Below are 25,154 nucleotides of genomic sequence, written 5' to 3' on the forward strand. Positions count from 1 at the left end.
CGCCGGCCGAACGGAAAGCCCGTCAACTACACTCAGTGCCTTTACGGGTGGCACTGAGTGCCATACGCTGTCGTCGTGCGCGGTGGCACGGTCTGCCGCGCACCGAGGTGCCCGGGCGACCGGGGCACGGAATTCCGGCCCGAGTGCAGGGAGTTGACAGCGTGTACCACCCCTCAGCAAGCGCCGTTCAGCAGGCAGCGGGCTCCTCCACGGGCCTGCTCGCCCCCAAGGCCCCGGAGACCGAGGCCGTCTACTTCCAGCGTTGCACCTGGTGCGGGACGGCGATGTACCACCGGCTCCTGTGTCCCGTCTGCCGCGGCAGCGACCTGCGGACCGAGCGCAGCCAGGGCACCGGCACGGTCCGCCACTCCACCGTGGTGCACCGCAACACCCCGGGCGCGCGCAACGTCTCCCTGATAGAGATGGCCGAGGGTTTCGTGGTGCGCGGCCGGGTCATGGGCCCGCTCATCGGCATCCACAGCGGGGACCGGGTGCGGCTGTCCACGGCCAAGGACCCCGTACGGGGCGAGCCCGTCTTCCAGTTGGTCGACGAGCCGTACCGCGCCTGGACCTGAGGGCGCGCTCAGGGCGTGAGCGTGATCCGGATGCCGACGGTGCCGTCCAGGCCCCGGCGCAGCCGGCTGCCGAGGAGCACGATCCTGCCGGTGATGCCGTACTTGCGGGCGATGAGGGCGCGGAAGCGGCCCGCGGTGGCCGCGTCGCCGATCTCGGCGGTCGCGGGGATCCGGTCGCCGGTCGGGTTGCCGCGGACGTCGCAGGGGCCGACCAGGACGTCGGCCCGCCTGCGGATGCGCTTGACCTTCCAGGAGTCGGCGGCGGTCCACACACCGAGCGTGCCGCCGTCGCGCACGACCCACACCGGGGTGGCGACCGTGCTGCCGTCCTTGCGGTAGCTCGTGACCAGCAGGTACTTGCCGGCGCCGAGCCGGGCCAGTGTCGCCTCGTCCATGGTCCGGCAGTCTAGGGGCACCGGCGGCCGGGGAGCCGCGGGCACCCTCCGGACACCCCGAGGTGCCGCCCGCCCGGCGCCCCGCCGCTCAGGTCAGGGCCGACGCCATCCGCCGGACCGCCTCGGTGAGGACGTCAGGGGAGGTCGCCAGGTTGAGCCGTACGTGTCCCGCGCCGCCGGTGCCGAAGTCGGTGCCGGCGCTGAGGGCCACCCGGCCGCGTGCGAGGAAGACCTCCGCCGGGTCGTCGCCGAGGCCGAGCGCGCGGCAGTCGAGCCAGGCGAGGTACGTCGCTTGCCCCGGGCGGTGGACGACGCCGGGAAGGTGCGCGGCCAGCAGGTCGGTGAGCAGCCGCCGGTTGTGGTCGATCCCGCCGAGCACGGCGTCCAGCCAGTCGGTGCCGTCACGCAGGGCGGCCGTGTGCGCGATGACGCCGACATGGCTCGGCCCGTGCCCGACCTCCTCGGGCATCCGGGCCAGGTCGGCGGCGGCTCCGGGTCCGGCCAGGGCGAGGGCCGCCTTGAGGCCGGCCAGGTTCCAGCCCTTGGACGCCGACATCAGCGCCAGGCCCCGCTCGGCGCCGGGAACGCTCAGATAGGGCACGAACCGTACGCCGGGCGTGACGACGGGCGCGTGGATCTCGTCCGCGACGACGCGGACCCCGTACCTCTCGGCGAGGGCGGCGACGGCGGCCAGTTCGTCGGCGGTGTGCACGGTGCCGGTCGGGTTGTGCGGGCTGCACAGCAGGTGAGCGGCGCGTCCCCCGCCGGCGACGGCACGCCGGAACGCCTCTTCCAGCGCCCCGAGGTCGATCCGCAGGTCCGGGCCGAGCGGGGCCTGAAGGACGCGCCGGTCCAGGTGGGTCACGAACTGGTAGAACGGCGGGTACACCGGCGGGTTGACGATCACCGGGTCGCCGGGGCCGGTGACCAGCTTGAGCATCTCGACGACGCCCAGCATCACGTCGGGCACGATCGCGGTGCGTTCCACGGCGAGGTCGTCCCAGCCCCAGCGTTTGCCCGCGAAGGCGGCCAGCGCCTCGGCGTAGGCAGTGCCGACGGGGTAGCCGGTGTCGCCGAGTTCCAGGGCGTCGGTGACGGCGCGCACGACGGGTGCGGCGAGCGGCACGTCCATCTCGGCCACCCACAGCGGCAGCACGTCCGCGGGGTGGGTGCGCCACTTCATGCTCGTCCGCCGGCGCAGCACGTCGAGGGTGAGGGCGTTCAGGGGACTGGGTTCACCGGGCGTCTCCTGCGGGATCCTGGTCATGGGGCCCAAGGTTAGGGGGCCGTGGTGTGACCGGGAAGCGGGACGACGGGGTGCCCAGGGCGCCGGAGGGAGCGTTCCTGGAGGTGGCGTGCGACGAGTCGGGCTCGGACGGGGAGAACCTGACCGGCGGGAACACCGACGTGTTCGCGCACGCCAGTGTGTGCCTGCCCGTGGCCCGCGCGGCCGGGGCCGTGCGGGAGATCCGGGACCGCATCCGCTCACCCGCCTCGGAGTACAAGGCGAACCACCTGCTGCGGGTCAAGCACCGGGCCGTGCTGGAGTGGCTGCTCGCCCCGTCGGGGCCGCTCCACGGGCACGCCCATGTGCATCTGACCGAGAAGGCGTACTTCGTGGTGGACCGGACCGCCGCCCTGCTGCTCGGCGACCCGGCCGAGGCGCTGCCACTGTTCCGGGAGGGGCGGCGGGGCTTCGGAGCGGACGGCTGGCGGGAGTTCCTGACGACGGCCAACCGGCTCCTGTGGGTGCGCGGCGACGGCTCCGGGGAGCGGGCGGTCGAGGCGTTCTTCCGCACGGTGGACGCGCTGCTCCGGGCCGGGCCGCCGTCCGGTGCGGCCGCGGTCCTGGGGCGGCTGGCGGCCGCCCGGCCCCGGGCGGCCGCCTTCCGGGCCGGGCTCACCGCGGGACCGGTGACGATCCCGGTGCTGGACCCGCTGCTGCCCGCCGTCGTGGCGACCGCCGCGTACTGGAGCGCGGCGGGACGTCCGGTCCGCCTGGTGCACGACCGGCAGAACACGCTCACGCCGGAGCGCATCGCCTGGATCGAGGAGCGGGCGCGGGCCGGGGGCGTCCGCCTCGACGGGCTGCGGCTGGTGCACGCGCGGCTCGACGCGCGGATCCAGCTCGCCGACTTCCTGGCCGGGATCGCCCGGTCGATCGCCTCCGACGTGCTCGACGGGGGCGGCGACGCCGTGCTCACCGGGCTGCTGCGGCCCTACCTGGACCCGGCCTCCGTGTGGGGCGACGAGGGCAGTTGGCTCCGGCTCGCCGACGGCCCGCCACCCGCCGGGGGCCGGGCACGGTGAACGCGGTCCGCCCCGGCGGTGATCACCTCGCCGCCGGACGGATCCGTCCGCCCCGGCCGCGGGGGACGGTGGGGCGGGTGCGGGTGGCCGGCCCTGGTGTCACGGCTCACGGACGGCCGTGCCGTGGGGCCGGGCCCGCTGGTGATCACGGGAAGCCTGGCCGCGCCGGCGGCCATACGGCGTCCGCGTACGGAAAGGGACCGCGAGGCGGTCCGGCGGCATCGCTCGGCCACGTGGGGCAGAGCTGCCGAGGTGACGGAAAGGGCACCCCGCACGGGGTGCCCGGACCGGGACGGCGAGGCGCCGAGGAGCAGCGGGCGCCGTCAGGCGGCCTTCACGGACTCCGGGGCCGCGGCGGCCCACTCCAGGACGAGCCGCTGGTACTCCTCGCGCTGCTCGACGCTCAGTGTCCCGCCCGACCGGAGCCACAGGGCCCGGATCTCCTCGTTGACCTCGGCAGCCGATCGCTCGGAGGAAGGTTCAACACTGGTGGACATGATGTGAAGCATACGGGGCCGGACGTGAAGACGATGTGAGTAATCACCTTCGAAAGGGACATAACGGACCGTGTTACTGATCACGTCGACCACCCCATCTGTCAAGGGGCGGCGGGGAGTTCGTTGCGACGGGTGTGTTCCGCCACACACGGCACGCCCGTTCACCGTTCACCGCCGCCCCCGTCCCGGTCAGGTGCCCGGCTTGCGGCCGTACACGTAGACGTCGTCGCCCTTCTTCAGCAGCGACCAGTACTTCTTGGCGTCGTTCTTCGTCATGTTGACGCAGCCGTGGGAGCCCGGCGGGCTCCACACGCTGACGCCGACCGAGTGGAAGGCCTGTCCGCCGTCGAAGAACTGGCTGTAGGGCATCGGCACGTCGTAGATGGTCGAGACGTGGTCGATGTTGCGCCAGTAGATCTTCTTCAGGCCGGTGCGCGTCTCGTAGCCGTTGCGCCCGGTGCGGACCGGCACGGGGCCGTAGACGAGCTTCTTGCCGTCCTGGATCCAGCTCAGTTGGAGGGTGAGGTCCACGCAGGCGATGCGGCCCTTGTTCACCGGGCACTTGCCGGACTTGTTCGGGTTCTTCCCGACGGCCTTCTGCCTCTGCATGAGGTCCATCACACCCCAGGTGACGGGACCCGCGTAGCCGATGTTCGGAGAGATGCCGTGCTTGGTCTGGAAGGCGCGGATCGCCTTGCAGTCGGTGGTGGACTGCCTGCCGTCCACCGGGCGGCCGAGGAACTTCTCGACCTTCTTCTGGTACGGGCCCGTCTTCGTGGTGCAGCTCGCGGCCTGCGCCGGCGTGGCGCCCAGCGCGATTGTGAGCGGCGCCACCAGTGCGGTGAGCCCGAGTGCGACGGCACCCCGTCTGCGGATGTCCCCCATGGGCCGGTCAGCCTTTCGCGTCGAAGCGTTGGAAGGGCGGAAGGTCGCCCCGAGTGCGATCCCCCTGTGTTGGACATCCGTCCGGCCCCTTCGGTTGCCCGCCGGCCCGCACCGCGACAAAAGAGTGATAATCGACACCGGCCGCCCCCGTCCGGCGGCCCGCTCACCGGTGCCGGGCGGATCAGCGGTAACCGGCCACGTCCGCCGGTTTGTTCGCGTCCTGCACCTCGACGAGGTAGCGCCAGGCGTCGGGCCGGCTGCCGTCGAGGTCGGTGAAGCCGTACTCACGCGCGAGCCCGCCGCTGGAGAGGGACTGGCCGTTGAAGCGCGCCACGCCCGGATCGGCGGCCAGCGCGGCGACGGCACGGCCGGGGTAACGGGGGCTCTCGGAGATGGCGAAGTGGGGGACGCGGTCGAGGGCGTCGCGCCAGTTCTCCTCCCGTACGCCGAAGTGGTCGAGCATGATCTCCGAACGCAGCCAGCCCGGCGTGAGGGCGACGGCCGTGGCGCCGCGCGGGCCCAGCTCGTGGCCGAGGGCGAAGGCCATCCGCAGCACGGAGGTCTTGGCGAGGTCGTAGAAGAAGGAGACCCGGTAGTGGTCCCGGTTGTAGTCGGCGGTGCCGTCGGTGACCTCGACCACCAGTCCGCCGGGGCTGCGCAGCATCAGGGGCAGGGCGTGGTGGCTGGTGATCGCGTGGGTCTCGACGGCGAGCCTCAGGAGCCTGAGCCCCTTGTCGAGGTCGTGCTCCCAGACCGGGCTGTCCCACTCGAAGAGCGTCTCGCCGCCCCAGATGTCGTTGACCAGGACGTCGAGGCGGGCCTGTTCGCGGGCGATGCGGTCGACGAGGGCCGCGACCTCGGCCGGTTCCAGGTGGTCGGTGGGGACGGCGATGCCGTGGCCGCCGGCCTCGGTGACCAGGTCGGCGGTGTCCTCGACGGTCTCGGGCCGGTCGTACTCCGAGCGCCGGGAGCGGGTGGTGCGGCCGGTGACGTAGACGGTGGCGCCGGCCGCGCCGAGTTCCACGGCGATGCCGCGTCCGGCGCCGCGGGTCGCCCCGGCGACCAGTGCGACCCTGCCTTCGAGTGACTTTGCCATGCCCGGCTCCCGTTCCCTCTCCTCACGGACGCTCCCGCGCGGGGCGCGGGAGCGGTGTCGTGATCGAGAGTGCCCGGGAAGCCGGACATCTTCTGTCACCTTTTCCGCGTGTCTCCCAGCTTCACCGCGTCACCGGCGCGGTGAAGCTGGGAGGGCGGTTCAGTGGCCGCGCCGGATCCACTCGTCCAGGTGCGGGGCCTCGGCGCCGATCGTGGTCGCATCGCCGTGGCCGGTGCGCACCTCCGTCCCGGGCGGCAGCACCAGCAGCCGGTCGCGGATCGAGTCGATGATCGTCGGGAAGTGGGAGTAGGAGCGGCCGGTGGCGCCCGGCCCGCCCTGGAACAGGGTGTCGCCCGTGAAGACGGTGCCGAGCCCGGGGTCGTACAGGCAGACGGCGCCGGGCGCGTGCCCCGGGGTGTGCAGGACCGTGAGGTCGGCTCCGGCGGCCTCGATGACCTGACCGTCGGTCAGCCAGGCGTCCGGCTCCCGGTCGGGGTGGGTCTGCCGCCACAGGGGCAGGTCGTCGGGGTGCAGCCAGATGGTGGCCCCGGTGCGCTCGGCGAGGGCGGGCGCGGCGTTCACGTGGTCGTTGTGGGCGTGGGTGCACACGATGGCCGTGAGGCGGCGGTCCCCGACGGCCTCGGCGATGGCGTCGGCGTCGTGGGCGGCGTCGATGACGACGACCTCGTGGTCGTCGCCGACGAGCCAGACGTTGTTGTCGACGTCCCAGGTGCCGCCGTCGAGGCTGAACGTGCCGGAGGTGACCAGGCGTTCGATGCGGGTGGTCATCACAGCACCACCACCGAGCGCAGCACGTCGCCCGCGTGCATCCGCTCGAAGGCCTTCTCGACCTCGTCGAGCCGGATGGTCTCGGTGACGAACCTGCCGAGGTCCAGGCGGCCCTGGAGGTGGAGGTCGATGAGCATCGGGAAGTCGCGGGAGGGCAGGCAGTCGCCGTACCAGGACGACTTGAGGGAGCCGCCGCGGCCGAAGAAGTCCAGCAGCGGCATGTCGAGCCGCATCTCGGGGGTGGGGACGCCGACGAGGACGACGGTGCCGGCCAGGTCGCGGGCGTAGAAGGCCTGCCGGTAGGTCTCCGGGCGGCCGACCGCGTCGATGACGACGTCGGCGCCGAAGCCGCCGGTCAGTTCGCGGATCGCCTCGACGGGGTCGGTGTCGCGGGAGTTGACGGTGTGGGTGGCGCCCATGCCGCGGGCGGTCTCCAGCTTGCGGTCGTCGATGTCGACGGCGATGATCTTCGCCGCCCCGGCCAAGCGGGAGCCGGCGATCGCCGCGTCACCGACGCCGCCGCAGCCGATGACGGCGACGCTGTCGCCGCGGCCGACGTTGCCGGTGTTGATGGCGGCGCCGATGCCGGCCATCACGCCGCAGCCCAGCAGTCCGGCGACCTCGGCGGAGACGGCCGGGTCGACCTTGGTGCACTGGCCGGCGGCGACCAGCGTCTTCTCGGCGAACGCGCCGATGCCGAGGGCCGGGGAGAGCTCCTGGCCGGTGGAGGCGAGGGTCATCTTCTGCTCGGCGTTGTGGGTGTCGAAGCAGTACCAGGGGCGTCCGCGCAGACAGGCGCGGCACTTGCCGCACACCGCGCGCCAGTTGAGGATCACGAAGTCGCCGGGGGCCACGTCGGTGACGCCCGCGCCGACCGATTCCACGACGCCCGCGGCCTCGTGGCCGAGCAGGAAGGGGAAGTCGTCGCTGATGCCGCCCTGCTTGTAGTGCAGGTCGGTGTGGCACACGCCGCAGGCCTGGATCTTGACCACGGCCTCGCCCGGTCCGGGATCGGGCACGACGATCGTCTCGATCCGCACCGGCTCGTCCTTGCCCGGTGCGATCACGCCGCGTACTTCCTGCGCCATGGTCCTGACTCCTTCTTCGGCCACTCGTGGTTCCTCCCCGACCCTACGCGCAACTGATCGCCGGGAGGCGGGTGGCGGGGCGTTTCGGCGGGGCGCCGGGCGGTGGTCCGGCCACCCGACGCCGGAGCGTTGCGGTCACGGTCCGCAGACGTCCGGGGGCCGCCTGTACCCGGACGGCCGTACGGCTTGCCGCGGCCACGTGGGCGGAGGAAGCTCGAAGAAGAGGCCCTCAGCGGCCCGTTCCCCCTCGGGCCGCGACCTTCGAAGGAGGTCGTCATGGCCACCACCAAAGGCTCCGGCTTCGACACCGAAGCGCTGCGCCGGGGCATCGAGGACGAGACGGCGGCAACACTCCTGTCGCTCTACGCGGACGACGCGGAGGTCCGCATCGTGGACCGCTACACGCAGCCCAGCAGTCCCAAGGTCCTGCACGGCCGCGACGAGATCGCGGAGATGCTCGACGACGTCTACAGCCGCGACATGACCCACCGGTTGGAGAACTGCGTCGTCCAGGGCGACCAGGCCGCGTACACCGAGTCCTGCGCCTATCCCGACGGGGCCCGTGTCCTCGCGGAGTCGATGATGTCGCTGCGGGACGGCAAGATCGTGCGGCAGACCATGATCCAGGCGTGGGACGAGTAACAGCTGTCCGAGGACGAGTCACGGCGAGGGAGCGGCGAGCGACAGCAGGGATGCGGGGAGTCCGGAGGGACGGCGGGGTCCTTTCTCGTGCACACGGTCTTGTGCGGGAGGACCCCCTTCCTTACTTTTCAGTAAGTTCCTCCGAACGCGGCCGTGTTCAGCTCCACGCCCCCACCTCCCTCCAGAAGAGAGAGCCGCATGCCCGTCCTCGGCCCCAGGCGTCTTCGCTCCGTCGCCGCCGCCCTCGCGCTCGCCGTCACCGTCCCCGTCACCGCCGCCACGGCGTCACCGGACTCCCCCGCCGCGCTGCGCGAGGTGATGTTCGTCGGCAACAACTGGGACGGCACCGCCGACGTCATCGCCTCCACCGGCGACTTCGCACGGATCGGCCGGATCGACGTCGTCCCGGACCGGGAGCAGCGGATGGCCGAGATCAACGCCGATCCGATCCGGTGGATCTACTTCCAGGCCATCCGCAACGGCGTCGGCGAGGGGCACGACCAGTTCGTCGACGACATGTACTCGACGCCGGACGGCGCCTCGGTCGTCGTCTCCCGCCCCAGCTTCGCGGACGTCGTCTCCGTCGACCTCGCCACGGGGCGGATCAACTGGCGGTTCCCCGTGTCGGGTTACCGCTCCGACCACATGGCGGTCTCGCCCGACGGCACCCGCGTCGCGGTGTCGGCCTCCACGTCCGGAAAGGTGCACGTGCTGGACATCCGCACGGGCGAGCAGCTCGGCTCCTTCGGCACGGGCGACAAGCCGCACGAGAACATCTTCACCAGGGACGGCAAGTACATCTGGAACATGTCCATCGGCGACGTGAACACGGCGCTGGACGCCCCGTGGCTGGACTGGACGAAGGGCGACCGGCGCATCACGGTCGTCGACGCCACGACGTACCGCCAGGTCAAGGTGATCGACATGCGTGAGCGTCTCGACGCCGCCGGGCTCGGCGGCCATTCCGACGCCGTACGTCCCGCCGTGTTCTCGCCCGACGAGTCGAAGCTGTACTTCCAGGTCTCCTTCTTCAACGGCTTCTTCGAGTACGACGTCGCCGGCGACCGGATCACCCGGACCAAGAGCCTGCCGAAGAACCCCGCCACGAGCGAGGACCGCACCACCTGGGTCAACGACTCGCGGCACCACGGGCTGTCCATGAGCCCGGACGGAGCCAAGCTGTGCGTCGCGGGCACGATGGACGACTACGCCACCGTCGTCGACCGCGCGACGCTGAGCGAGGGTCCGCTCGTGACGGCCGCCAAGCCCTACTGGGCCACGGTCAGCGGTGACGGCACCCACTGCGTGATCTCGGAGAGCGGCGCCGACCGGGTCACCGCCATCGACTTCGCCACCGGTGAGAAGTCGGTGTCGGTCCCGGTCGGCGACCACCCCCAGCGCGTCCGCCTCGGGCATGTCCCGGCCGGCTGGGCCGGTCCCTCGGCCGGCTGAGGCTCCCTCCGCGGTCCCCCTTCTCACATCTCGGCCGTCCCGGGTGTGTGAAGCGGGAGGAGAGGGGTAGTCGCCCGGCATCGGATGAGGCATGCATGTCCTCGGCAGTACTCCTGACGGAAGGAGGTCCGTGACAGCGCACACTCGTGTCGCCCGGGCCGCTTCCCCCGACATGGAGCGACCCGGTACGCACAGGGCAGCGTCCGCTCGGGCGCTGCCCGTCCCCGTGCTCGCCTAGCGCCGCGGCAGGCGGTGCAGGACGAGGTCGTCGAGGCGGCCGCCTACCGCCGTGGCCGTCATGTAGGTGCAGTACGGCTGGCGGCGGCGGTCGGTCGGAGAACCCGGGTTGAGCAGCCGCAGACCCGTCTCCGCCGTGGTGTCCCAGGGAATGTGGCTGTGCCCGAAGACCAGGACGTCGAGGCCCGGGAAGCGGGCGGCGCACCTGGCCTCCCTGCCCCGGGCGGCGCCGGTCTCGTGGACGACGCCGAAGCGCAGGCCGCCGAGGTCGGCGTACGCCACCTCGGGCAGCCGGGCGCGCAGTGCGGGTCCGTCGTTGTTGCCGTACACCCCGATCAGCCGTCTGCTGCGTTCCTCCAGCAGGTCGAGGGTGGCCGTGTCGACCCAGTCCCCCGCGTGCAGCACGACGTCGGCGCGCGGGATCTCCGCCAGCAGGGGCGCGGGCAGTTCCTTGGCCCGCTTCGGCAGGTGGGTGTCGGAGACGAGGAGCAGGCGCACGTCTCTCAGGCTAACGGTGCTCCGGCGGGCGGCTCGAGCCGAGCGGACGCCTCGGGACCGGTCCGGAGACGGGCCGCGCCGGCACGATGGCCGGCGCTCGGCTGTCCCGGTTCTCAGGGGTCGCGGTTCAGTCCTCACCCCTGACGATGTTCGAGTCCTGGCCCGCCTGCGGCGCGCGCGGGCCGTCGCCGTCCTCGACGGCCGGTACCCAGGTGCGCAGGGCGCCCTTGGCCCGCAGGCGGCGGGCCGTCGACCAGCCCGTCTCCAGGCGGCGGACAACGGGTTTCTCGCTGGTGTCCGCGGTCACGGTGGCATCATCTTCCTTCTGTCTGCGGTTCGGGCTGCCCTTCCGGGTCCCCGGACGGGCGGCGCTGAAACAACGGGGGGCCGGGGCGCGCCCCCACGCGTGGGCGGGCCGGTCCGGCCACGCCGGCGCCCGCGCGGACGGGGTCAGCGGCTCAGGGCGATCTCGCTCCACACCTGCTTGCCTCCGCTGACCGGCAGCGTCCCCCAGGCAGCGGACACCGCCTCGACCAGCAGGATGCCGCGTCCGCCCGTGGCCTCCCAGCCGATGCTGGTCGGTTTCACGGGGCTCCGCGGCGACGCGTCGGCGACCGCGACGCGCAGCCGGCCGCCCACCAGGGTCAGGTCGAGGCGGACCGCGCCGTCGGTGTGCACCAGGGCATTGGTGACCAGCTCCGAGACGACCAGGAGGACGGCGTCGGTGTCGGCCGGCGGCACGCCCCAGGAGCGCAGGGTGCGGTGGGTGAAGCGGCGGGCGTGCCGGACCGCCTCGGGCAGCCGCCACACCGTCCAGGTCTCGCGCAGCGGATGGGTGTCCGTGCCGTCGTAGCGCACCAGCAGCAGGGCGACGTCGTCGCTGCGGCGGGCGTTGCCGAGCAGGGCGTCGGCGACGAGGCCGAGGTGCGCGGGGTCGGACACGGCGAGCGCGTGCGCGAGGGCGTCCATGCCCTCGTCGATGTCGGCGTCGGCGGACTCCACGAGCCCGTCCGTCGTCAGGGCGATCACGGTGCCGGGCCGCAGCCGCAGCGGACTCATCGGAAAGGCGGCCTGCGCCACCACGCCGAGCGGCGGGCCGCCCTCCGCCTCCGCGATCTCCGTGGTGCCGTCGGGGTGGCGCAGCACGGGCGGGAGGTGTCCGGCGCGGACGCACCAGGCGGAGCCCTCCTCCAGGTCGAGGTCGACGTAGGCGCAGGTGGCGAAGAGGTCGCCGCCCATGTCGGCCAGCAGGCGGTTGGCCCGGGAGACGACGACGTCGGGCGGGTGCCCCTCGACGGCGTAGGCGCGCAGGGCGGTGCGCATCTGCCCCATGAGGGTGGCGGCGCCGGTGCTGTGTCCCTGGACGTCCCCGATGACGAGGGCGACGTGGTGGTCGGGCAGCGGGATCACGTCGTACCAGTCGCCGCCGAGCTCCAGTCCGGCCGTGCTGGGCAGGTAGCGGGCGACGGCGACCGCGCCGGGCAGTTCGGGCAGGCGGCGTGGCAGGAGCTGGCGCTGGAGCATGCCGACGAGTTCGTGCTCGGCGTCGAAGGCGCGGGCCCGCATCAGGGCCTGCCCGGCGAGGCCGGCGGAGGCGGTGAGCAGGGCCCGCTCGTCGGGGCCGAAGTCGTGCGGGGCGTCCCAGCCGATCAGGCAGACGCCCGCCGTGCGGCCCGCGGCCGAAAGCGGCAGGACGGCCAGGCCGCCGGGGCCGACGTCGGCGAGCGCGGGTTCCAGGGCGGTGCCCGCGGGCCAGATCTGGGCGCGGCCCTCGCGCAGCGCCGTGGCGAGGGTGGGCATCGCGCGCACCGGCGCGTCCGGCCACTCGGTGCGCCACTCCAGCCGCCACAGTTCCGGCCAGGAGTCCGGTTCGGGCGGATCGAGGACGGTGACGGCGAGCCGGTCGTTCTCCAGCTCGGCCAGTGCGATCCGGTCGGCGCGCAGGGGCCGGCGCAGGGCGGCGACCACGGCCTGGCTGACGTCGCGGACGGTGCCCGCGGTGGCCAGCGCGGCGGCGAGGCGCTGGACGCGGGCGACGTCGGTGACGTCGGGGCGCAGGGTGGAGGCGTCGGCGACGGTGCCGACCAGGCGGGCGGGGCGGCCGTCGCCGCCCGGCTCCAGGCGCCCGCGCAGTTGCAGCCACTTCGGCGGGCCGGTGGGCTGGAGTACCCGGAACTCCAGCTCGCGGTCGCCGATGGACATGTGGTCGGCCTCCACCACCGACATCAGCGAGGGCAGGTCCTCGGGCACGGTCAGGCCGAGCAGCGTCTCGACCCGGCCGTCGAAGTCGGCCGCGGTGAGGGCGAACAGCCGCAGGATCTCGGCGCCGACCTCGACCCTGCCGGTGTCCATGGCCAGGGAGAACGCGTCCGGCCGCAGCTCCGGGCCCTCGTCGGTTTCGGCCGGGGCGGGGGCGACGACGGCTTCGGCGACCCGTTCCAGACAGGCGCGGTCCTCGGGGCCGAAGCCGCCGGTGCGCTCGGTCAGGGCGAGGAGGCAGCCGCCGTCGCCGGGCAGGGGCAGGACGGCGAGGGAGAAACCGCTCGACGGGACGCGCCGCGATCCGGCGGACCCGGCGAACTCCTCGGGGCCCAGCCACACCGGCGCGCCGGTCCGGTGGGCCTCGGCGACCGGGGAGCCGCCGGCCGCGGAGTAGCTGTCGCGCACGCCGTACAGCGTCCTGGGCGCACCGGCCGACTCGGCGAGGCAGAGCAGTTCCCGGTCCTCGCCGGGGGTGTACGCGGCGGCGAGGGCGGCGCCGCCGAACACGAGCGCCTGTTCGAGGACCCTGCGCAGCCGTCCGGCCCGGTCCGGGAGGGCGTCGACCGCCTTCAGGGCGTCCTCGACGCGCAGAACCCTCGTTCCGCGTGCGGCGGCGCCCTCTTCGACCACGTCGCCATTACAGCGTGTACGGGACGGTCGCGCAGCCCCCGTGCGCGGGGGAACCGCTGGACGGGACACGCGGGGCGTGTCCGGGACGGGCGGAAATGCCCTCACCGCGGGAGCTGCGGGCCGGCTCACCCGGCGCCCGTACGGGCGCGGCCCCTCCGGCACACGCGGACCGGGACCCTCCGCTCACATCCGGGAACCCTGCGTACAGGGCACGTAGCGGAATCACCGCTTCAGCGAATCTGCACACCGGCTGCCCAACCCGGTCACCGCGACTGGCCGATCTCCACAATCCCCGGGCGCCGCGCACGCCTTTGGGGTGGGAGTGCCGGATTCACCACAGCGCGGGCAAGGGACGGCGCGGGGCGATGCCGTGACCCGTGTGAAGAAGTCGCCGCGAAGACGTGCGCAGGCCTGCACGGTTGGGTGCCCCGGCGTTGCAACTTCCCAGGTGGGAGGGGTGATTGATTGGAAGGGCGGACCGGCCGCGTGCTTTGATCCATCGCACCGCGGCGGTGCGGACGCTCCGGAAGCGGGGCCCCGGCCGCCCGTGGCCGCGGCCGTCATCTGTCCCCAGAGGGGGCCGCTCCCCCCTTGTGAAATGGCTATACGAAGGGAAGTTCCATCATGAACTCCACCCCCCAGGTCGAGACCGTCGAGATCTCCGACGCCGAGCTGGACAACGTCTCCGGCGGCCTGAGCGTCAACGCCGTCGGCACCGTCACCGGCCTGGTGGACGGCGTCGCCCCGGTCTCCGGCCTGCTGAACACGGCCGTCGGCACGGTCGAGGGCGTCACCGGCCTGAACACGGCCCCGGTCACCGGCCTGGTCGCCGGTCTCTGATCGCGCCCCCGTGCCGCTGAGTCCCGGAGCCGTTCCCCCGGCTCCGGGACTCTTCGGCCGTTCCTCTCTGGCTTCTCCGGGATCTTCTGGGATACGTCCGACGTGCAGTTCCGCCAACAGGCCCTCACCAAACTCCAGTCACCGGAGGAACTCGACCTCCCGGTGCGCCTCGCCCGCCCTCAGGGCTGGCTGGTGCTGTCCGTGACCGTCCTCGCCATGGCCGCCGCCTCCGTGTGGGCGGTGACGGGCTCGGTGACCTCCACGGTCGGCGCACCGGCCGTCCTCACCCACGGGCAGGGCAGTTACGTCCTGCAGAGCCCGGTCTCCGGCCAGGTCACCGCGGTCCTCGCCCGGCAGGGCGAGCGGCTGGCCGCCGGCTCCCCGGTGCTGGAGGTCCGTACGTCCGAGGGCGAGTCCGTGGTCCGCTCCCTCGACGCGGGCCGGGTCAGCGCGCTCGCCGCCTCCGTGGGACAGATCATCTCGACCGGCGCGGACGTCGCGTCGGTGGAGAAGGTCGCCCGCGCCGGCGACCCGCTCCACGCCACCGTCTACGTCCCCGCCGAGAAGGCCGCCGCCATCCCCGCCGGCGCCCCGGTCGACCTGACCGTCCAGTCGGTGCCGGCGCAGGAGTACGGCGTGCTGCGCGGCCACGTGACGTCGGTGGACCGCTCGGTCCAGTCGGCGCGGTCGATCGGCGCGTTCCTCGGCGACGCGCAGCTCGGCGAGCAGCTCACGAAGGAGGGCAGGCCGGTGGCCGTCACGGTCCGGCTGGACACCTCGAAGTCCACCGAGAGCGGCTACGCCTGGTCGTCCGCGCAGGGGCCGCCGTTCCGGCTGACCTCCATGACACCGGCCACGGGCTCCATCCGGCTGGCCGACCGGCGTCCCGTCGACTGGCTGCTGCCGTGAGCGCCGCGACCGGCACCCGGGGCAGACGCCGGGCCGCCCCACCGAAGCGCACGGTGCCCCGGGGGCGGGCGAAGGCGGTGCGCACGCACACCGTGCTCCAGATGGAGGCCGTCGAGTGCGGCGCCGCCTCCCTCGCCATGGTCCTCGGCCACTACGGCCGGCACGTGCCGCTGGAGGAGCTGCGCATCGCCTGCGGTGTCTCCCGCGACGGGTCGCGCGCCAGCAACCTGCTGAAGGCGGCCCGCGGTTACGGGCTGACCGCCAAGGGCATGCAGATGGACCTGGCCGCGCTCGCCGAGGTGACGGCGCCGGCCATCCTGTTCTGGGAGTTCAACCACTACGTCGTCTACGACGGCATGGGACGCCGCTTCGGCCGGCGCGGGGTGTTCGTCAACGACCCGGGCAAGGGGCGCCGTTTCGTGTCCCTGGAGGACTTCGACGGCAGCTTCACCGGGGTCGTGCTGACCATGGAGCCCGGCGAGGACTTCAGCACGGGCGGCCGCCGGCCCGGCGTGCTCGGCGCGATGCCGGCCCGGCTGCGCGGAACCGCGGGGACGCTGCCGGCCGCGGTGCTGGCGAGCCTGCTGCTGGTGGCGGTGGGCGCCGCGGTGCCCGCGCTCAGCCGTACCTACATCGACACGTTCCTGATCGGCGGGCAGACCTCGCCTCTCGGGGTGCTGTTCGCGTCGATGGCCGCCTGTGTGCTGCTCACGGTGGTGCTGACATGGCTCCAGCAGGCCAACCTGCTGCACGGCCGCATCATCTCCTCCACCCTCTCCAGCGCCCGGTTCCTGCGCCATCTGCTGCGGCTTCCGGTGACCTTCTTCTCCCAGCGCAGCCCGGCCGACCTGGTGCAGCGGCTGCAGTCCAACGACGCGGTCGCCGAAACGCTGGCCCGCGACCTCGCGGCGGCGGGCGTCGACGCGATCGTGGTCGTGCTCTACGCGGTGCTGCTCTACACGTACGACCCCCAGCTCACCTTCGTCGGCATCGGCGTGGCACTGCTCAACATCGCCGCGATGCGCGTCGTGATCCGGCTGCGCGCGACGCGTACCGCGAAGCTGCGTGCGGACACGGCCCGGCTGACCAACACGGCGTACACCGGCCTCCAGTTGATCGAGACGATGAAGGCGACCGGCGGCGAGGACGGCTACTTCCGCAAGTGGGCGGGGCAGCACGCCACCACGCTGGAGGAGCAGCAGCGGCTCGGGGTGCCGGGTGCCTGGCTGGGTGTGGTCGCGCCGACGCTCGCCACGGTCAACAGCGCGCTGATCCTGTGGATCGGCGGTGTGCGCGCGGTCGAGGGCCACATCTCGGTCGGACTGCTGGTCGCGTTCCAGGCGCTGGTCACCCGTTTCACCGCCCCGCTGACCCGGCTGAACGGGGTCGCGGGCCGCATCCAGGACTTCGCGGCCGACGTGGCCCGTCTGAAGGACGTCGAGAACTTCCGGACGGACCCGCTCTACGGCAGGCGCGGCGCGGGCGACTCGACGCGCCGGCTGCACGGGCACGTCGAGCTGGAGAACGTCTCGTTCGGCTACAGCCCCCTCGACAAGCCGCTGCTGAGCGGCTTCGACCTGACCGTCGGACCGGGGCAGCAGGTGGCGCTGGTCGGCGGCTCGGGCAGCGGCAAGTCCACGGTGTCCCGGCTGATCTCCGGCCTCTACACCCCCTGGGAGGGCGTGATCCGCATCGACGGGCAGCGGCTGGAGGACATCCCTCGCGGGGCGCTGGCCGCGTCCGTCTCCTTCGTCGACCAGGACGTGTTCCTCTTCGAGGGCACGGTGCGCGACAACGTGGCGTTGTGGGACCCGTCTGTCCCGGACGACGCAGTGCTGGAGGCGCTGCGGGACGCCGCGCTGTACGACGTCGTGATGCGCCGCCCCGGCGGCATCCACAGCCCGGTCGAGCAGGACGGCCGCAACTTCTCCGGCGGGCAGCGCCAGCGGCTGGAGATCGCGCGGGCGCTGGTGCGCAGGCCCAGCATCCTGGTCCTGGACGAGGTGACCAGCGCGCTGGACGCGGAGACCGAGCTGGTGGTGATGGACAACCTGCGTCGGCGCGGCTGCGCGTGCGTGGTGATCGCCCACCGGCTGAGCACCGTGCGCGACAGCGACGAGATCGTCGTGCTGGAGCACGGCGGGGTCGTGGAACGCGGGCGGCACGGGGAGCTGGTGGCGCGCGGCGGCGCGTACGCGGCACTGGTCGGGGAGCGCTGAGATGACGACGGTGCACGAGGGGCAGGGCGATCTCGTCCTCGGCGCGCTGGGCACGCTCGGCACGCGCGTCGACTGCGCCGGGTTCAACCGGCTCGACCTGGAGGGCCCGCAGGTGCTGTGGCTGGTGGCGTCCGGCGCGGTGGACCTGTTCGCGGTCGACGCCGGACAGCAGGGCCACTGGCACCACCTGGGCCGGCTGGAGGCGGGCTCGGTGCTGCTCGGGCCGGTGGCCGGGCCGCGGCACACGCTGGTCGCCCGCCCGTTGCGGGACTGCGTGGTGCACCGCATCGGGCTGCGCGAGCTGTACCAGCCGGCGCCCACGCAGACCTGGTCGTACGACGCGTACGGCAACCCGCAGTACGTGCCGCCGACCACGAGCCCGCTGGAGTACGCCCTCGCCCTCGGCGTGGGCCGCGGGCTGTCCGTCCTCTTCCAGGCTCCGATGGCCTCCGAGGGCGCGGCGGCACCCGCCGACGACGACGTGTTCTGGATGCAGGTCCCGCCCGGCAGCGTGCGCTACGGCGCCGAGTACGGCGACGAGGCGGCCGCCGACCTGCTGATGGACCCGGCGCTGTGGCAGAGCATGGTCGACCAGCAGTACCGGCTGCTGACCACGCTGGACCGCTGGATCGAGCAACTGGAGCAGACCCACGAGACCCGGACGGCGGCCGGCATCCGGGCCGGGGAGGCGGTGCGGGCCCGGGCCGACCGCACGCTGCTGGCCTCCATCGGCAGACGGCAGGGCACCCGCACCACGGCCGCCGACGCCGACGCCACCTGGGCGGCCTGCGAACTGGTCGCCCGCGCGGCCGGGATCACGCTGGCCGAGCCCGCGCGCGACGGCACCGGGAGCGACCGGCTGGACCCGGTGGAGCGGGTCGCCCTCGCCTCCCGGGTCCGCACCCGGGCCGTACGGCTCCAGGGCCGCTGGTGGCGCGACGACGTGGGCCCGCTGGTCGGTCACCGGGCCCTGTCGGGCGCGCCGGTGGCGCTGCTGTGGCGGCGCGGCGGCTATGTGGCCGTCCATCCGTCGACCGGCCGGGAGACACCTGTCGAGAAGGCCAACGCCGAGGAGTTCGAGCCGCGAGCGGTGATGTTCTACCGGCCGCTGCCCGAACGCGGGCTCGGGCCGCTGCGGCTGCTGCGGTTCTGCCTGCGGGGCACCCGCCGTGATCTGGGCGTCCTGCTGCTCGCCGGTCTGGTGACCGTGGCGATCGGCGCGCTGGTGCCGGTCGCCACCGGGAAGGTGCTCGGCGAGTTCGTGCCGAAGGCGCAGACCGGGCTGATCGTGCAGGTGTGCCTGGCGGTGATGCTGAGCAGTGTCGTCGCGGCGGCCTTCACCCTGTTGCAGAACCTGACCGTCCTGCGCCTGGAGGGCCGGATCGAGGCGACCCTCCAGCCGGCCGTGTGGGACAGGCTGCTGCGGCTGCCGACCGGGTTCTTCACCGAGCGCTCCACCGGTGAGCTGGCCAGCGCGGCCATGGGCATCAGCGCGATCCGCCGGCTGCTGGCCGGGGTCGGCCCGACGGTGGCCCAGTCCGTGACCGTCGGGGCGACGAACCTGGGGCTGCTGCTGTGGTACAGCGTGCCGATGGCGCTCGCGGCGATCGCCATGCTGGTCGTCGTCGCCGGGGTGTTCCTCGGGCTCGGACTGTGGCAGGTGCGCTGGCAGCGACGGCTGGTGCGGCTCACCAACAAGCTGAACAACCAGGCGTTCCAGACGCTGCGCGGGCTGCCCAAGCTGCGGGTCGCGGCGGCCGAGAACTACGCGTACGCGGCGTGGGCGGAGCGGTTCGCGCACAGCCGTGAGCTCCAGCAGCGGGCCGGGCGGATCAAGAACCTCAACGCGGTGCTCGGCGCGGTGTACCTGCCGCTGTGCACACTGGTGATGTTCATGCTGCTGGCCGGCCCGGCGCGCGGTTCGATGTCGGCGGCGGACTTCCTCACCTTCAGCACCGCGGTGACGATGCTGCTGACCTCGGTCACCCAGCTCACCGGCGCCTTCGTGTCGGCGGTGGCCGCACTGCCGCTGTTCGAGGAGATCCGGCCGGTGCTGGAGGCGACCCCGGAGGTGCGCACGGCGAGCACCCGGCCGGGGCCGCTGTCCGGGGCGATCGAGGCGCGGCGGCTGTCGTTCCGGTACACCGACGACGGGCCGCTGGTCCTGGACGACGTGTCGTTCGAGGTGCGGCCGGGCGAGTTCGTGGCGGTGGTCGGGCCGAGCGGCTGCGGCAAGTCGACCCTGCTGAGGCTGCTCATCGGCTTCGACCGCCCGCTGTCGGGCAGCGTCCTGTACGACGGCCAGGACCTGGCGGCGCTCGACCAGTCCGCCGTACGCCGCCAGTGCGGGGTGGTGCTCCAGCACGCGCAGCCGTTCACCGGTTCCGTCCTGGACGTCATCTGCGGCACCGAGCCGTACACGCCGGAGGAGGCGATGGCGGCGGCCGAGATGGCGGGGCTCGCGGAGGACATCGGGCGGATGCCGATGGGGCTGCACACCATCGTGTCGGGCAGCGGTGCGGTGTCAGGGGGCCAGCGGCAGCGGCTGATGATCGCGCAGGCGCTGATCCGCCGGCCGCGGATCCTCTTCTTCGACGAGGCGACCAGCGCCCTGGACAACGCGACGCAGCGCACGGTGATCGAGTCGACCAAGGCCCTCGACGCCACCCGCGTGGTCATCGCGCACCGCCTGTCCACGGTGCTGGACGCCGACCGCGTGATCGTGATGGAGGAGGGCAGGATCGCCCAGCAGGGTCCGCCGGCGGAGCTGCTGGCGGACACGGGCGGCCGGCTGCACGAGCTGGTGCGGCGGCAGCTCGCCTGAGAGGCAGGCCGTCCGTGGCGGCCGGGTGCCGTTGTTTCGGCGCACAAGTGGGTACCAGCGCCTGCATGCGTATCAGTGTGGTGGACGTGGGGTCGAACACCGTCCGGCTGGTCGTGGCGGACGCGGAGGGCGGGGTCCCGTTGCCGGTCCACACGGCGAAGTGGCGGCTGCGGCTGTCCGAGCAGGTACCGCCGGGCGCCCCGGTGCCCGAGGAGGCGGTGGAGCGGCTGGTGGCGGCTGTCGCCGACGCGAGCCGTACGGCGGACCGGTGGGGCGCGTCCGGGCCGCCGGCCTTCGCCACCGCCGTGGTGCGTGCCGCGCCCAACCGCCAGGAGGTGCTGCGCGCCGTCCGTGACCGCACCGGGGTCGCCCTGTGCACGCTGCCGGGCGAGGTGGAGGCCGAGCTGACGTTCCTCGGGGCGCGGCGCTGGATGGGCTGGCGCTCGGGGCCGCTCGCCCTGCTGGACATCGGGGGCGGCTCGCTGGAGGTGGCCTTCGGCCGCGGCCGGCTGCCCGACTTCGTGGCCTCGCTGCCCCTGGGGGCGGGCCGCCTCACCCACGAGTTCCTCGCCGGCGGCCAGGACCCGCCGCATCCGGAGCAGCTCAGGGCGCTGCGCCGCAGGGTCCGCCATCAGCTCAGGGACGTCGCGGCGCGGATCCGCTGGGAGGGGCCGCGCACGGCGGTGGCGACCTCGCGCACCTTCCAGCAGCTCGGGCGGCTGTGCGGGGCGCTGCCCGGCCGTCACGGCCCCTTCGTGGAACGGCGGATGACCCGCGCGGACCTGAAGCAGGCTGTCGCCAGGCTGGCCGCCCTGCCCGCCGCCGAGCGGGCCGGGCTGCCGGGCATCTCCGCGCCGCGCTCCGCGCAGAGCCTGGCCGGCGCGGTGGTCGGGCACACGGCGATGAAGCTGACCGGCCTCACGTCGGTGACGCTGTGTCCGTGGGCGATCCGCGAGGGAATCCTGCTGCGCCACATCGAGGACGGACCGTCCTGGTGGGCGGAGATCGCCCGCCGCGACGACGAACCCGCGGCCCCCGGCCCGGTGCCCCTGCGCATCGCGGCCACGTCCCCCTGACACCGAACCGTACGAGAAGACCGCACGAGAAGGAGAGCTTCGTGACCCACGACGGCGAGCACGGCGGCAAGCGGCCCGAGACGGCCATCGAGGAGGTCCTGCGCGAGATCGAGGACGCCGGGAGGCGCGATCCCGAGTCCGCGCGGGAGCGGCGGCACCGCGGCGAGGCCGGCGACGCCACCTCGCCCAACGTCGAGGCGCAGGAGGAGTCCGGCAAGGAGTAGGGACGACGTCGCGGGCACCCGGCGCGACGCGGATGCGAGGGCGCCGGCCGGGTACCCGCGACGCATGGAGAACGTCCGCGAAGAACCACTGCCGCCGACGGCCCGGGGCCCGCTCTCCGCGGCCGTCGGCGCCTTTCTGCTCGGCACCGGCCCGCTGCCCCGCGTCGAGGACGCCGCCGCCGCCGAGCCGTACGGAGACGACCTGCAGCTCGCCCTGTACCAGTGCTACGAGATGCACTACCGCGGCTTCGCCGGCGTGTCGCCCGGCCTTGAGTGGGACCCGGGCCTGCTGCGCGTCCGGGCGGCGCTGGAGGACCGCTTCCTGTCCGCGCTGCGCGCCGACACCCCGGTCCACGACAGTGTGGAGGAGGCGGTCGGGGCGCTGCTCGTCGAGCCCGTCGACGGCACCGGCGTCAGCCACTTCCTGCGGGACGAGGGCGAACTGTGGCACCTGCGCGAGTACGCGGCCCAGCGCTCCCTGTACCACCTCAAGGAGGCCGACCCGCACGCCTGGGTGCTGCCGCGGCTGTGGGGCCGCGCGAAGGCGGCGATGGCGGCGGTGGAGTTCGACGAGTACGGCGGCGGCCGCGCCGACCGGGTGCACGCGCGCCTGTTCGCCGACCTGATGACGGACCTGGGCCTGGACACGACGTACGGGCGTCATCTCGACGCGGCGTCCGCCGAGTGCCTGGCCACGGTGAACATGATGTCGCTGTTCGGCCTGCACCGGTCCCTGCGCGGGGCGCTGGTCGGTCACTTCGCGGCCGTGGAGATCACTTCCTCCCCCGGGTCCCGGCGGCTCGCGGAGGCGATGCGCCGCACCGGTGCCGGTCCGGCCGCCGAACACTTCTACGACGAGCACGTCGAGGCCGACGCGGTGCACGAGCAGATCGTGCGGCACGAGGTGATCGAGGGGCTGCTGGAGCAGGAGCCCCACCTGGCGGCGGACGTCGTCTTCGGCATCGACGCCACCGGGTACCTGGAGGACCGTTTCGGCGACCGGCTGCTGGCCGACTGGCGGGCCGGCCGGTCCTCCCTGCGCACCCCCCTGGCCCCCCTGCCCCGCACCCCGTCCGAAACAGCCCATATTTCGTGACGGCGGGGGTACGTGGGTGCCGTGAATTTCATGGTGCTACCGGGCGTCTACGCCCCTCAGGAGGACACCGCCCTGCTGGTCGGGGCCCTGTCCGACGAGTCGCTGCCACCGGGCGCGGCCGTGCTCGACGTGGGCACCGGCTCGGGCGCGCTGGCGCTGGCGGCGGCCCGGCGGGGCTGCCGGGTCACCGCCGTGGACGTGTCCCGGCGCGCCGTGTGGGCCGCCCGGCTCAACGCGGCGCGGACGGGGGTGCGGCTGCGGGTCCTGCGCGGCAACCTCTTCACCCCCGTGCGGGGGGAGACGTTCGACCTCGTCCTGGCCAATCCGCCCTACGTCCCCGCGCCGGGCGGCGGCCCGGGGCCGCGCGGCGCGGCGCGGGCCTGGGACGCGGGCCACGACGGCCGGCTCGTCCTGGACCGGATCTGCGAGCAGGCGCCGGCCCTGCTGCGGCCCGGCGGTGTGCTGCTGCTGGTCCAGTCCTCGCTCAGCGATCCGGACCGCACGGTCGCGCGTCTGCGGGACGCCGGTCTGAAGGCGGCGGTGACCCGGCGGCAGCGGATCGCGTTCGGTCCGGTGGTACGCGGCCGGGTGCACTGGCTGCGGCAGCGGGGCCTGCTGTCCCATGCCGACAACGATGAGGAACTGGTGGTCGTCCGTGCCGAACTCCCCGTCTGACCGGCCCCGCCGGATCACGGTCCGGCGGCGGGGGCCGATGCTGGTGGAGGGCCCCGTGGAGGTCGAGCTGGAGGACGGTACGACGGTGTCCTCCGACCGTTTCCGGGTCGCCCTGTGCACCTGCCGCCGCAGCCGCCGCTTCCCGTGGTGCGACACCAGCCACCGCGCGAGGTCGTCGGGTGCGGGCGGGAGGCCGGCGGACGGGGACTGAGCGCGGGTACCGGAGAACGGCGGACGGCCCCACTCCGTCCGCCGTCCCCGGTGCGGGGCCGCCGCCTTCCCACGCGCGGGCGCTCGCACTCCCCAGCAGCGAGCAGCCGGTCACGGCGCGCGAGCCGCACGGCCCCGGTCCCCGCCGCCGCCCCGTTCGGTCGGCACCGGGGGCGGCGAGCGCGAGTCTGCCGACTCCGGCGCAGGAACTCACATCGACCCCATGGATTTCAGTAACCTTGCGTATTGAATCAGTGGCGTGAAGTGACGGAGTCGGAGCGTTTCGCACCCGGAACGGTGCGGTTCTTGATCACGCGGCCCGGCTGGATGGCGTGATCCACTCGTTCGTCAATAGACCGGAAACACTCCTGGAACAGTCCGGCCTCCGCCCGCCCCCCCCATGACCTACTCACGAGTATGGTGCTGGCGGCGCGCGGGTCCCACGACGAGAGGCGGACGTACGGTGGCGAAGCACTGGGCGGACTTCCAGTACGAGATCTACCTGAACGGGACGACCGGAGCCGTGCCCCGGCTGCCGACCGACCTGACCCGTCTGGAGGAGCTGGCGGAGCGCCGTCTCGGGCCGGGTCCCGTCGGGTACGTCGCGGGCAGCGCGGGCGACGGCAGCACGGCCCGCGCCAACCGCCGGGCTCTGGAGCGGCGTCGGATCGTGCCGCGGATGCTGCGGGACGTGCGCGAGCGCGACCTGACGGTCGAGGTGCTCGGGCGCCGCCTGCCGGCCCCGGTGGCGCTGGCACCCGTGGGCGTGCTGTCGATCATGCATCCGGACGCGGAGCCGGCCGCCGCCCGGGCCGCCGCCGCGCAGGGGGTGCCGTTCGTGCTGTCCTCGGCGTCCAGCACACCGATGGAGGAGGTCGCCGGGGCGATGGGCGACGCCGAGCGCTGGTTCCAGCTCTACTGGCCGAAGGACCGCGAGGTCGCCCGCAGTTTCCTGGGCCGGGCGAAGGCGGCCGGGTTCACCGCCCTGTTCGTCACCCTGGACACCCCGCTGCTGTCGTGGCGCCCGCGCGACCTCGACCAGGCCTACCTGCCGTTCCTGCACGGTGTCGGCACCGCCAACTACTTCACGGACCCGGCCTTCCGCGCGGGCCTGGCCAAGCCGGTGCACGAGGACCCGAACGCGGCCGTGATGCACTTCGTCGGCATGTTCTCCGACCCCGGCAAGACCTGGCCGGACCTGGCGTTCCTGCGGGAGAACTGGGACGGCCCGATCGTCCTCAAGGGTGTGCTGCACCCGGACGACGCCCGCCTTGCCGCCGACGCCGGGATGGACGGCGTGGTGGTGTCCAACCACGGCGGCCGCCAGGTGGCCGGCGCCCTCGCGGCGGCCGACGCGCTGCCGCGCGTGTCGGAGGCGGTCGGCGACCGGCTCGCCGTGCTCTTCGACAGCGGGGTGCGCACCGGCGACGACGTCTTCAAGGCCCTCGCCCTCGGCGCCCGCGTGGTGCTGCTCGGCCGCCCCTACGTCTACGGCCTCGGACTGGACGGGCAGGCGGGCGTCGAGCACGTGGTGCGCTGTCTGCTCGCCGAACTCGACCTCACCCTGGCCCTGTCCGGCCACGCCTCCCCCTTGACGCCCGGCCCGGCCGACCTGGTGGAGCAGCACGTGTGAGGCCGCGCCGTTTCCGGCTTCTCCGACGCACCCCGTGCGAAAGGCGCGCACTCGCCGGGTGCGCCGCGCACGCTCCCGGTGCATGCCCCGGC

The 25,154-nt window shown here is 73.5% G+C and carries 24 protein-coding genes; 14 read left to right on the plus strand and 10 right to left on the minus strand.

Annotated features, from left to right (window positions below):
- The first annotated feature begins 161 nt into the window (after positions 1–161).
- Positions 162–575, plus strand: a complete 414-nt coding sequence (locus ACH499_RS07805; protein ID WP_356203623.1) for a zinc ribbon domain-containing protein — start codon at positions 162–164, stop codon at positions 573–575.
- Between the two features lie 8 nt (positions 576–583).
- On the opposite strand, the gene ACH499_RS07810 is transcribed toward ACH499_RS07805, so the two are convergent.
- Positions 584–970 carry a PPOX class F420-dependent oxidoreductase gene (locus ACH499_RS07810; RefSeq protein ID WP_356203625.1) on the minus strand — a complete coding sequence of 129 codons (387 nt, stop codon included), beginning with the start codon at positions 968–970 and terminating at the stop codon, positions 584–586.
- Between the two features lie 88 nt (positions 971–1,058).
- Positions 1,059–2,237, minus strand: coding sequence for a MalY/PatB family protein (locus ACH499_RS07815; protein WP_399014278.1), 1,179 nt, complete (start codon positions 2,235–2,237; stop codon positions 1,059–1,061).
- A 26-nt stretch (positions 2,238–2,263) separates the two neighbouring features.
- On the opposite strand from ACH499_RS07815, the gene ACH499_RS07820 reads away from it, so the two are divergent.
- Positions 2,264–3,280, plus strand: a complete 1,017-nt coding sequence (locus tag ACH499_RS07820) for a hypothetical protein (protein WP_399014279.1) — start codon at positions 2,264–2,266, stop codon at positions 3,278–3,280.
- Positions 3,281–3,603: 323 nt separating this feature from the next.
- On the opposite strand, the gene ACH499_RS07825 is transcribed toward ACH499_RS07820, so the two are convergent.
- From ACH499_RS07825 to ACH499_RS07845, 5 genes are all read right to left on the minus strand, one after another.
- Positions 3,604–3,789 carry a hypothetical protein gene (locus ACH499_RS07825; protein WP_356203630.1) on the minus strand — a complete coding sequence of 62 codons (186 nt, stop codon included), beginning with the start codon at positions 3,787–3,789 and terminating at the stop codon, positions 3,604–3,606.
- Between the two features lie 177 nt (positions 3,790–3,966).
- Complete coding sequence (locus ACH499_RS07830; protein ID WP_356203631.1) at positions 3,967–4,662, minus strand: L,D-transpeptidase family protein; 696 nt, start codon at positions 4,660–4,662, stop codon at positions 3,967–3,969.
- A 181-nt stretch (positions 4,663–4,843) separates the two neighbouring features.
- Entirely contained in the window at positions 4,844–5,758 is a 915-nt protein-coding gene (locus ACH499_RS07835) for an SDR family oxidoreductase (protein WP_356203633.1), read from the minus strand.
- 159 nt (positions 5,759–5,917) lie between these two features.
- Positions 5,918–6,547, minus strand: a complete 630-nt coding sequence (locus ACH499_RS07840; RefSeq protein ID WP_356203634.1) for an MBL fold metallo-hydrolase — start codon at positions 6,545–6,547, stop codon at positions 5,918–5,920.
- The gene (locus ACH499_RS07845; RefSeq protein ID WP_399014280.1) at positions 6,547–7,635 is read right to left on the minus strand and encodes an S-(hydroxymethyl)mycothiol dehydrogenase; all 1,089 of its coding nucleotides are present in this window, start codon (positions 7,633–7,635) and stop codon (positions 6,547–6,549) included. The genes ACH499_RS07840 and ACH499_RS07845 overlap by 1 nt, the downstream gene beginning before the upstream one ends.
- Before the next feature lie 276 nt (positions 7,636–7,911).
- Here ACH499_RS07845 and ACH499_RS07850 point away from each other — a divergent pair, with 276 nt between their 5' ends.
- Both ACH499_RS07850 and ACH499_RS07855 read left to right on the plus strand, forming a co-directional pair.
- The gene (locus tag ACH499_RS07850) at positions 7,912–8,277 is read left to right on the plus strand and encodes a nuclear transport factor 2 family protein (protein WP_356203638.1); all 366 of its coding nucleotides are present in this window, start codon (positions 7,912–7,914) and stop codon (positions 8,275–8,277) included.
- Positions 8,278–8,475: 198 nt separating this feature from the next.
- Positions 8,476–9,729 carry a YncE family protein gene (locus ACH499_RS07855; protein WP_399014281.1) on the plus strand — a complete coding sequence of 418 codons (1,254 nt, stop codon included), beginning with the start codon at positions 8,476–8,478 and terminating at the stop codon, positions 9,727–9,729.
- Between the two features lie 234 nt (positions 9,730–9,963).
- Here the strand turns inward: ACH499_RS07855 and ACH499_RS07860 are convergent, their stop codons facing one another.
- The 3 genes from ACH499_RS07860 to ACH499_RS07870 form a co-directional block, all read right to left on the minus strand.
- Positions 9,964–10,464 (minus strand): metallophosphoesterase family protein, encoded by a 501-nt coding sequence (locus ACH499_RS07860; RefSeq protein ID WP_399014282.1) that lies wholly within the window; start codon positions 10,462–10,464, stop codon positions 9,964–9,966.
- Between the two features lie 127 nt (positions 10,465–10,591).
- Positions 10,592–10,771 carry a hypothetical protein gene (locus ACH499_RS07865; RefSeq protein ID WP_356203644.1) on the minus strand — a complete coding sequence of 60 codons (180 nt, stop codon included), beginning with the start codon at positions 10,769–10,771 and terminating at the stop codon, positions 10,592–10,594.
- A gap of 143 nt (positions 10,772–10,914) precedes the next feature.
- Positions 10,915–13,356: a SpoIIE family protein phosphatase gene (locus ACH499_RS07870; protein WP_399014283.1), complete on the minus strand. Its 2,442-nt coding sequence runs from the start codon at positions 13,354–13,356 to the stop codon at positions 10,915–10,917.
- Positions 13,357–13,980: 624 nt separating this feature from the next.
- Here ACH499_RS07870 and ACH499_RS07875 point away from each other — a divergent pair.
- From ACH499_RS07875 to ACH499_RS07920, 10 genes are all read left to right on the plus strand, one after another.
- Positions 13,981–14,196 carry a type A2 lantipeptide gene (locus ACH499_RS07875; RefSeq protein ID WP_217143451.1) on the plus strand — a complete coding sequence of 72 codons (216 nt, stop codon included), beginning with the start codon at positions 13,981–13,983 and terminating at the stop codon, positions 14,194–14,196.
- A gap of 102 nt (positions 14,197–14,298) precedes the next feature.
- Positions 14,299–15,105, plus strand: coding sequence for an HlyD family efflux transporter periplasmic adaptor subunit (locus ACH499_RS07880; protein WP_399014284.1), 807 nt, complete (start codon positions 14,299–14,301; stop codon positions 15,103–15,105).
- Complete coding sequence (locus tag ACH499_RS07885) at positions 15,102–17,324, plus strand: NHLP family bacteriocin export ABC transporter peptidase/permease/ATPase subunit (RefSeq protein WP_399014285.1); 2,223 nt, start codon at positions 15,102–15,104, stop codon at positions 17,322–17,324. Before ACH499_RS07880 ends, ACH499_RS07885 begins: the two co-directional genes overlap by 4 nt.
- A 1-nt stretch (position 17,325) precedes the next feature.
- Entirely contained in the window at positions 17,326–20,148 is a 2,823-nt protein-coding gene (locus ACH499_RS07890) for an NHLP bacteriocin export ABC transporter permease/ATPase subunit (protein WP_399014286.1), read from the plus strand.
- 65 nt (positions 20,149–20,213) lie between these two features.
- The gene (locus ACH499_RS07895; protein WP_356203651.1) at positions 20,214–21,224 is read left to right on the plus strand and encodes a Ppx/GppA family phosphatase; all 1,011 of its coding nucleotides are present in this window, start codon (positions 20,214–20,216) and stop codon (positions 21,222–21,224) included.
- Positions 21,225–21,265: 41 nt separating this feature from the next.
- Positions 21,266–21,448 carry a hypothetical protein gene (locus ACH499_RS07900; protein ID WP_356203653.1) on the plus strand — a complete coding sequence of 61 codons (183 nt, stop codon included), beginning with the start codon at positions 21,266–21,268 and terminating at the stop codon, positions 21,446–21,448.
- Positions 21,449–21,512: 64 nt separating this feature from the next.
- Positions 21,513–22,544: an iron-containing redox enzyme family protein gene (locus ACH499_RS07905; RefSeq protein WP_356203655.1), complete on the plus strand. Its 1,032-nt coding sequence runs from the start codon at positions 21,513–21,515 to the stop codon at positions 22,542–22,544.
- Positions 22,545–22,574: 30 nt separating this feature from the next.
- Positions 22,575–23,219, plus strand: a complete 645-nt coding sequence (locus ACH499_RS07910; RefSeq protein ID WP_399014287.1) for a HemK2/MTQ2 family protein methyltransferase — start codon at positions 22,575–22,577, stop codon at positions 23,217–23,219.
- The gene (locus ACH499_RS07915; RefSeq protein WP_356203658.1) at positions 23,200–23,430 is read left to right on the plus strand and encodes a CDGSH iron-sulfur domain-containing protein; all 231 of its coding nucleotides are present in this window, start codon (positions 23,200–23,202) and stop codon (positions 23,428–23,430) included. The genes ACH499_RS07910 and ACH499_RS07915 overlap by 20 nt, the downstream gene beginning before the upstream one ends.
- 462 nt (positions 23,431–23,892) lie before the next feature.
- A complete protein-coding gene (locus tag ACH499_RS07920) occupies positions 23,893–25,062 on the plus strand; it encodes a lactate 2-monooxygenase (protein ID WP_399014288.1) in 1,170 nt (389 codons plus the stop codon).
- The last annotated feature ends 92 nt before the right edge of the window (positions 25,063–25,154 follow it).

Origin of the sequence: Streptomyces sp. NPDC018947, from assembly GCF_044390505.1 — a bacterium.
Lineage (GTDB): Bacteria > Actinomycetota > Actinomycetes > Streptomycetales > Streptomycetaceae > Streptomyces.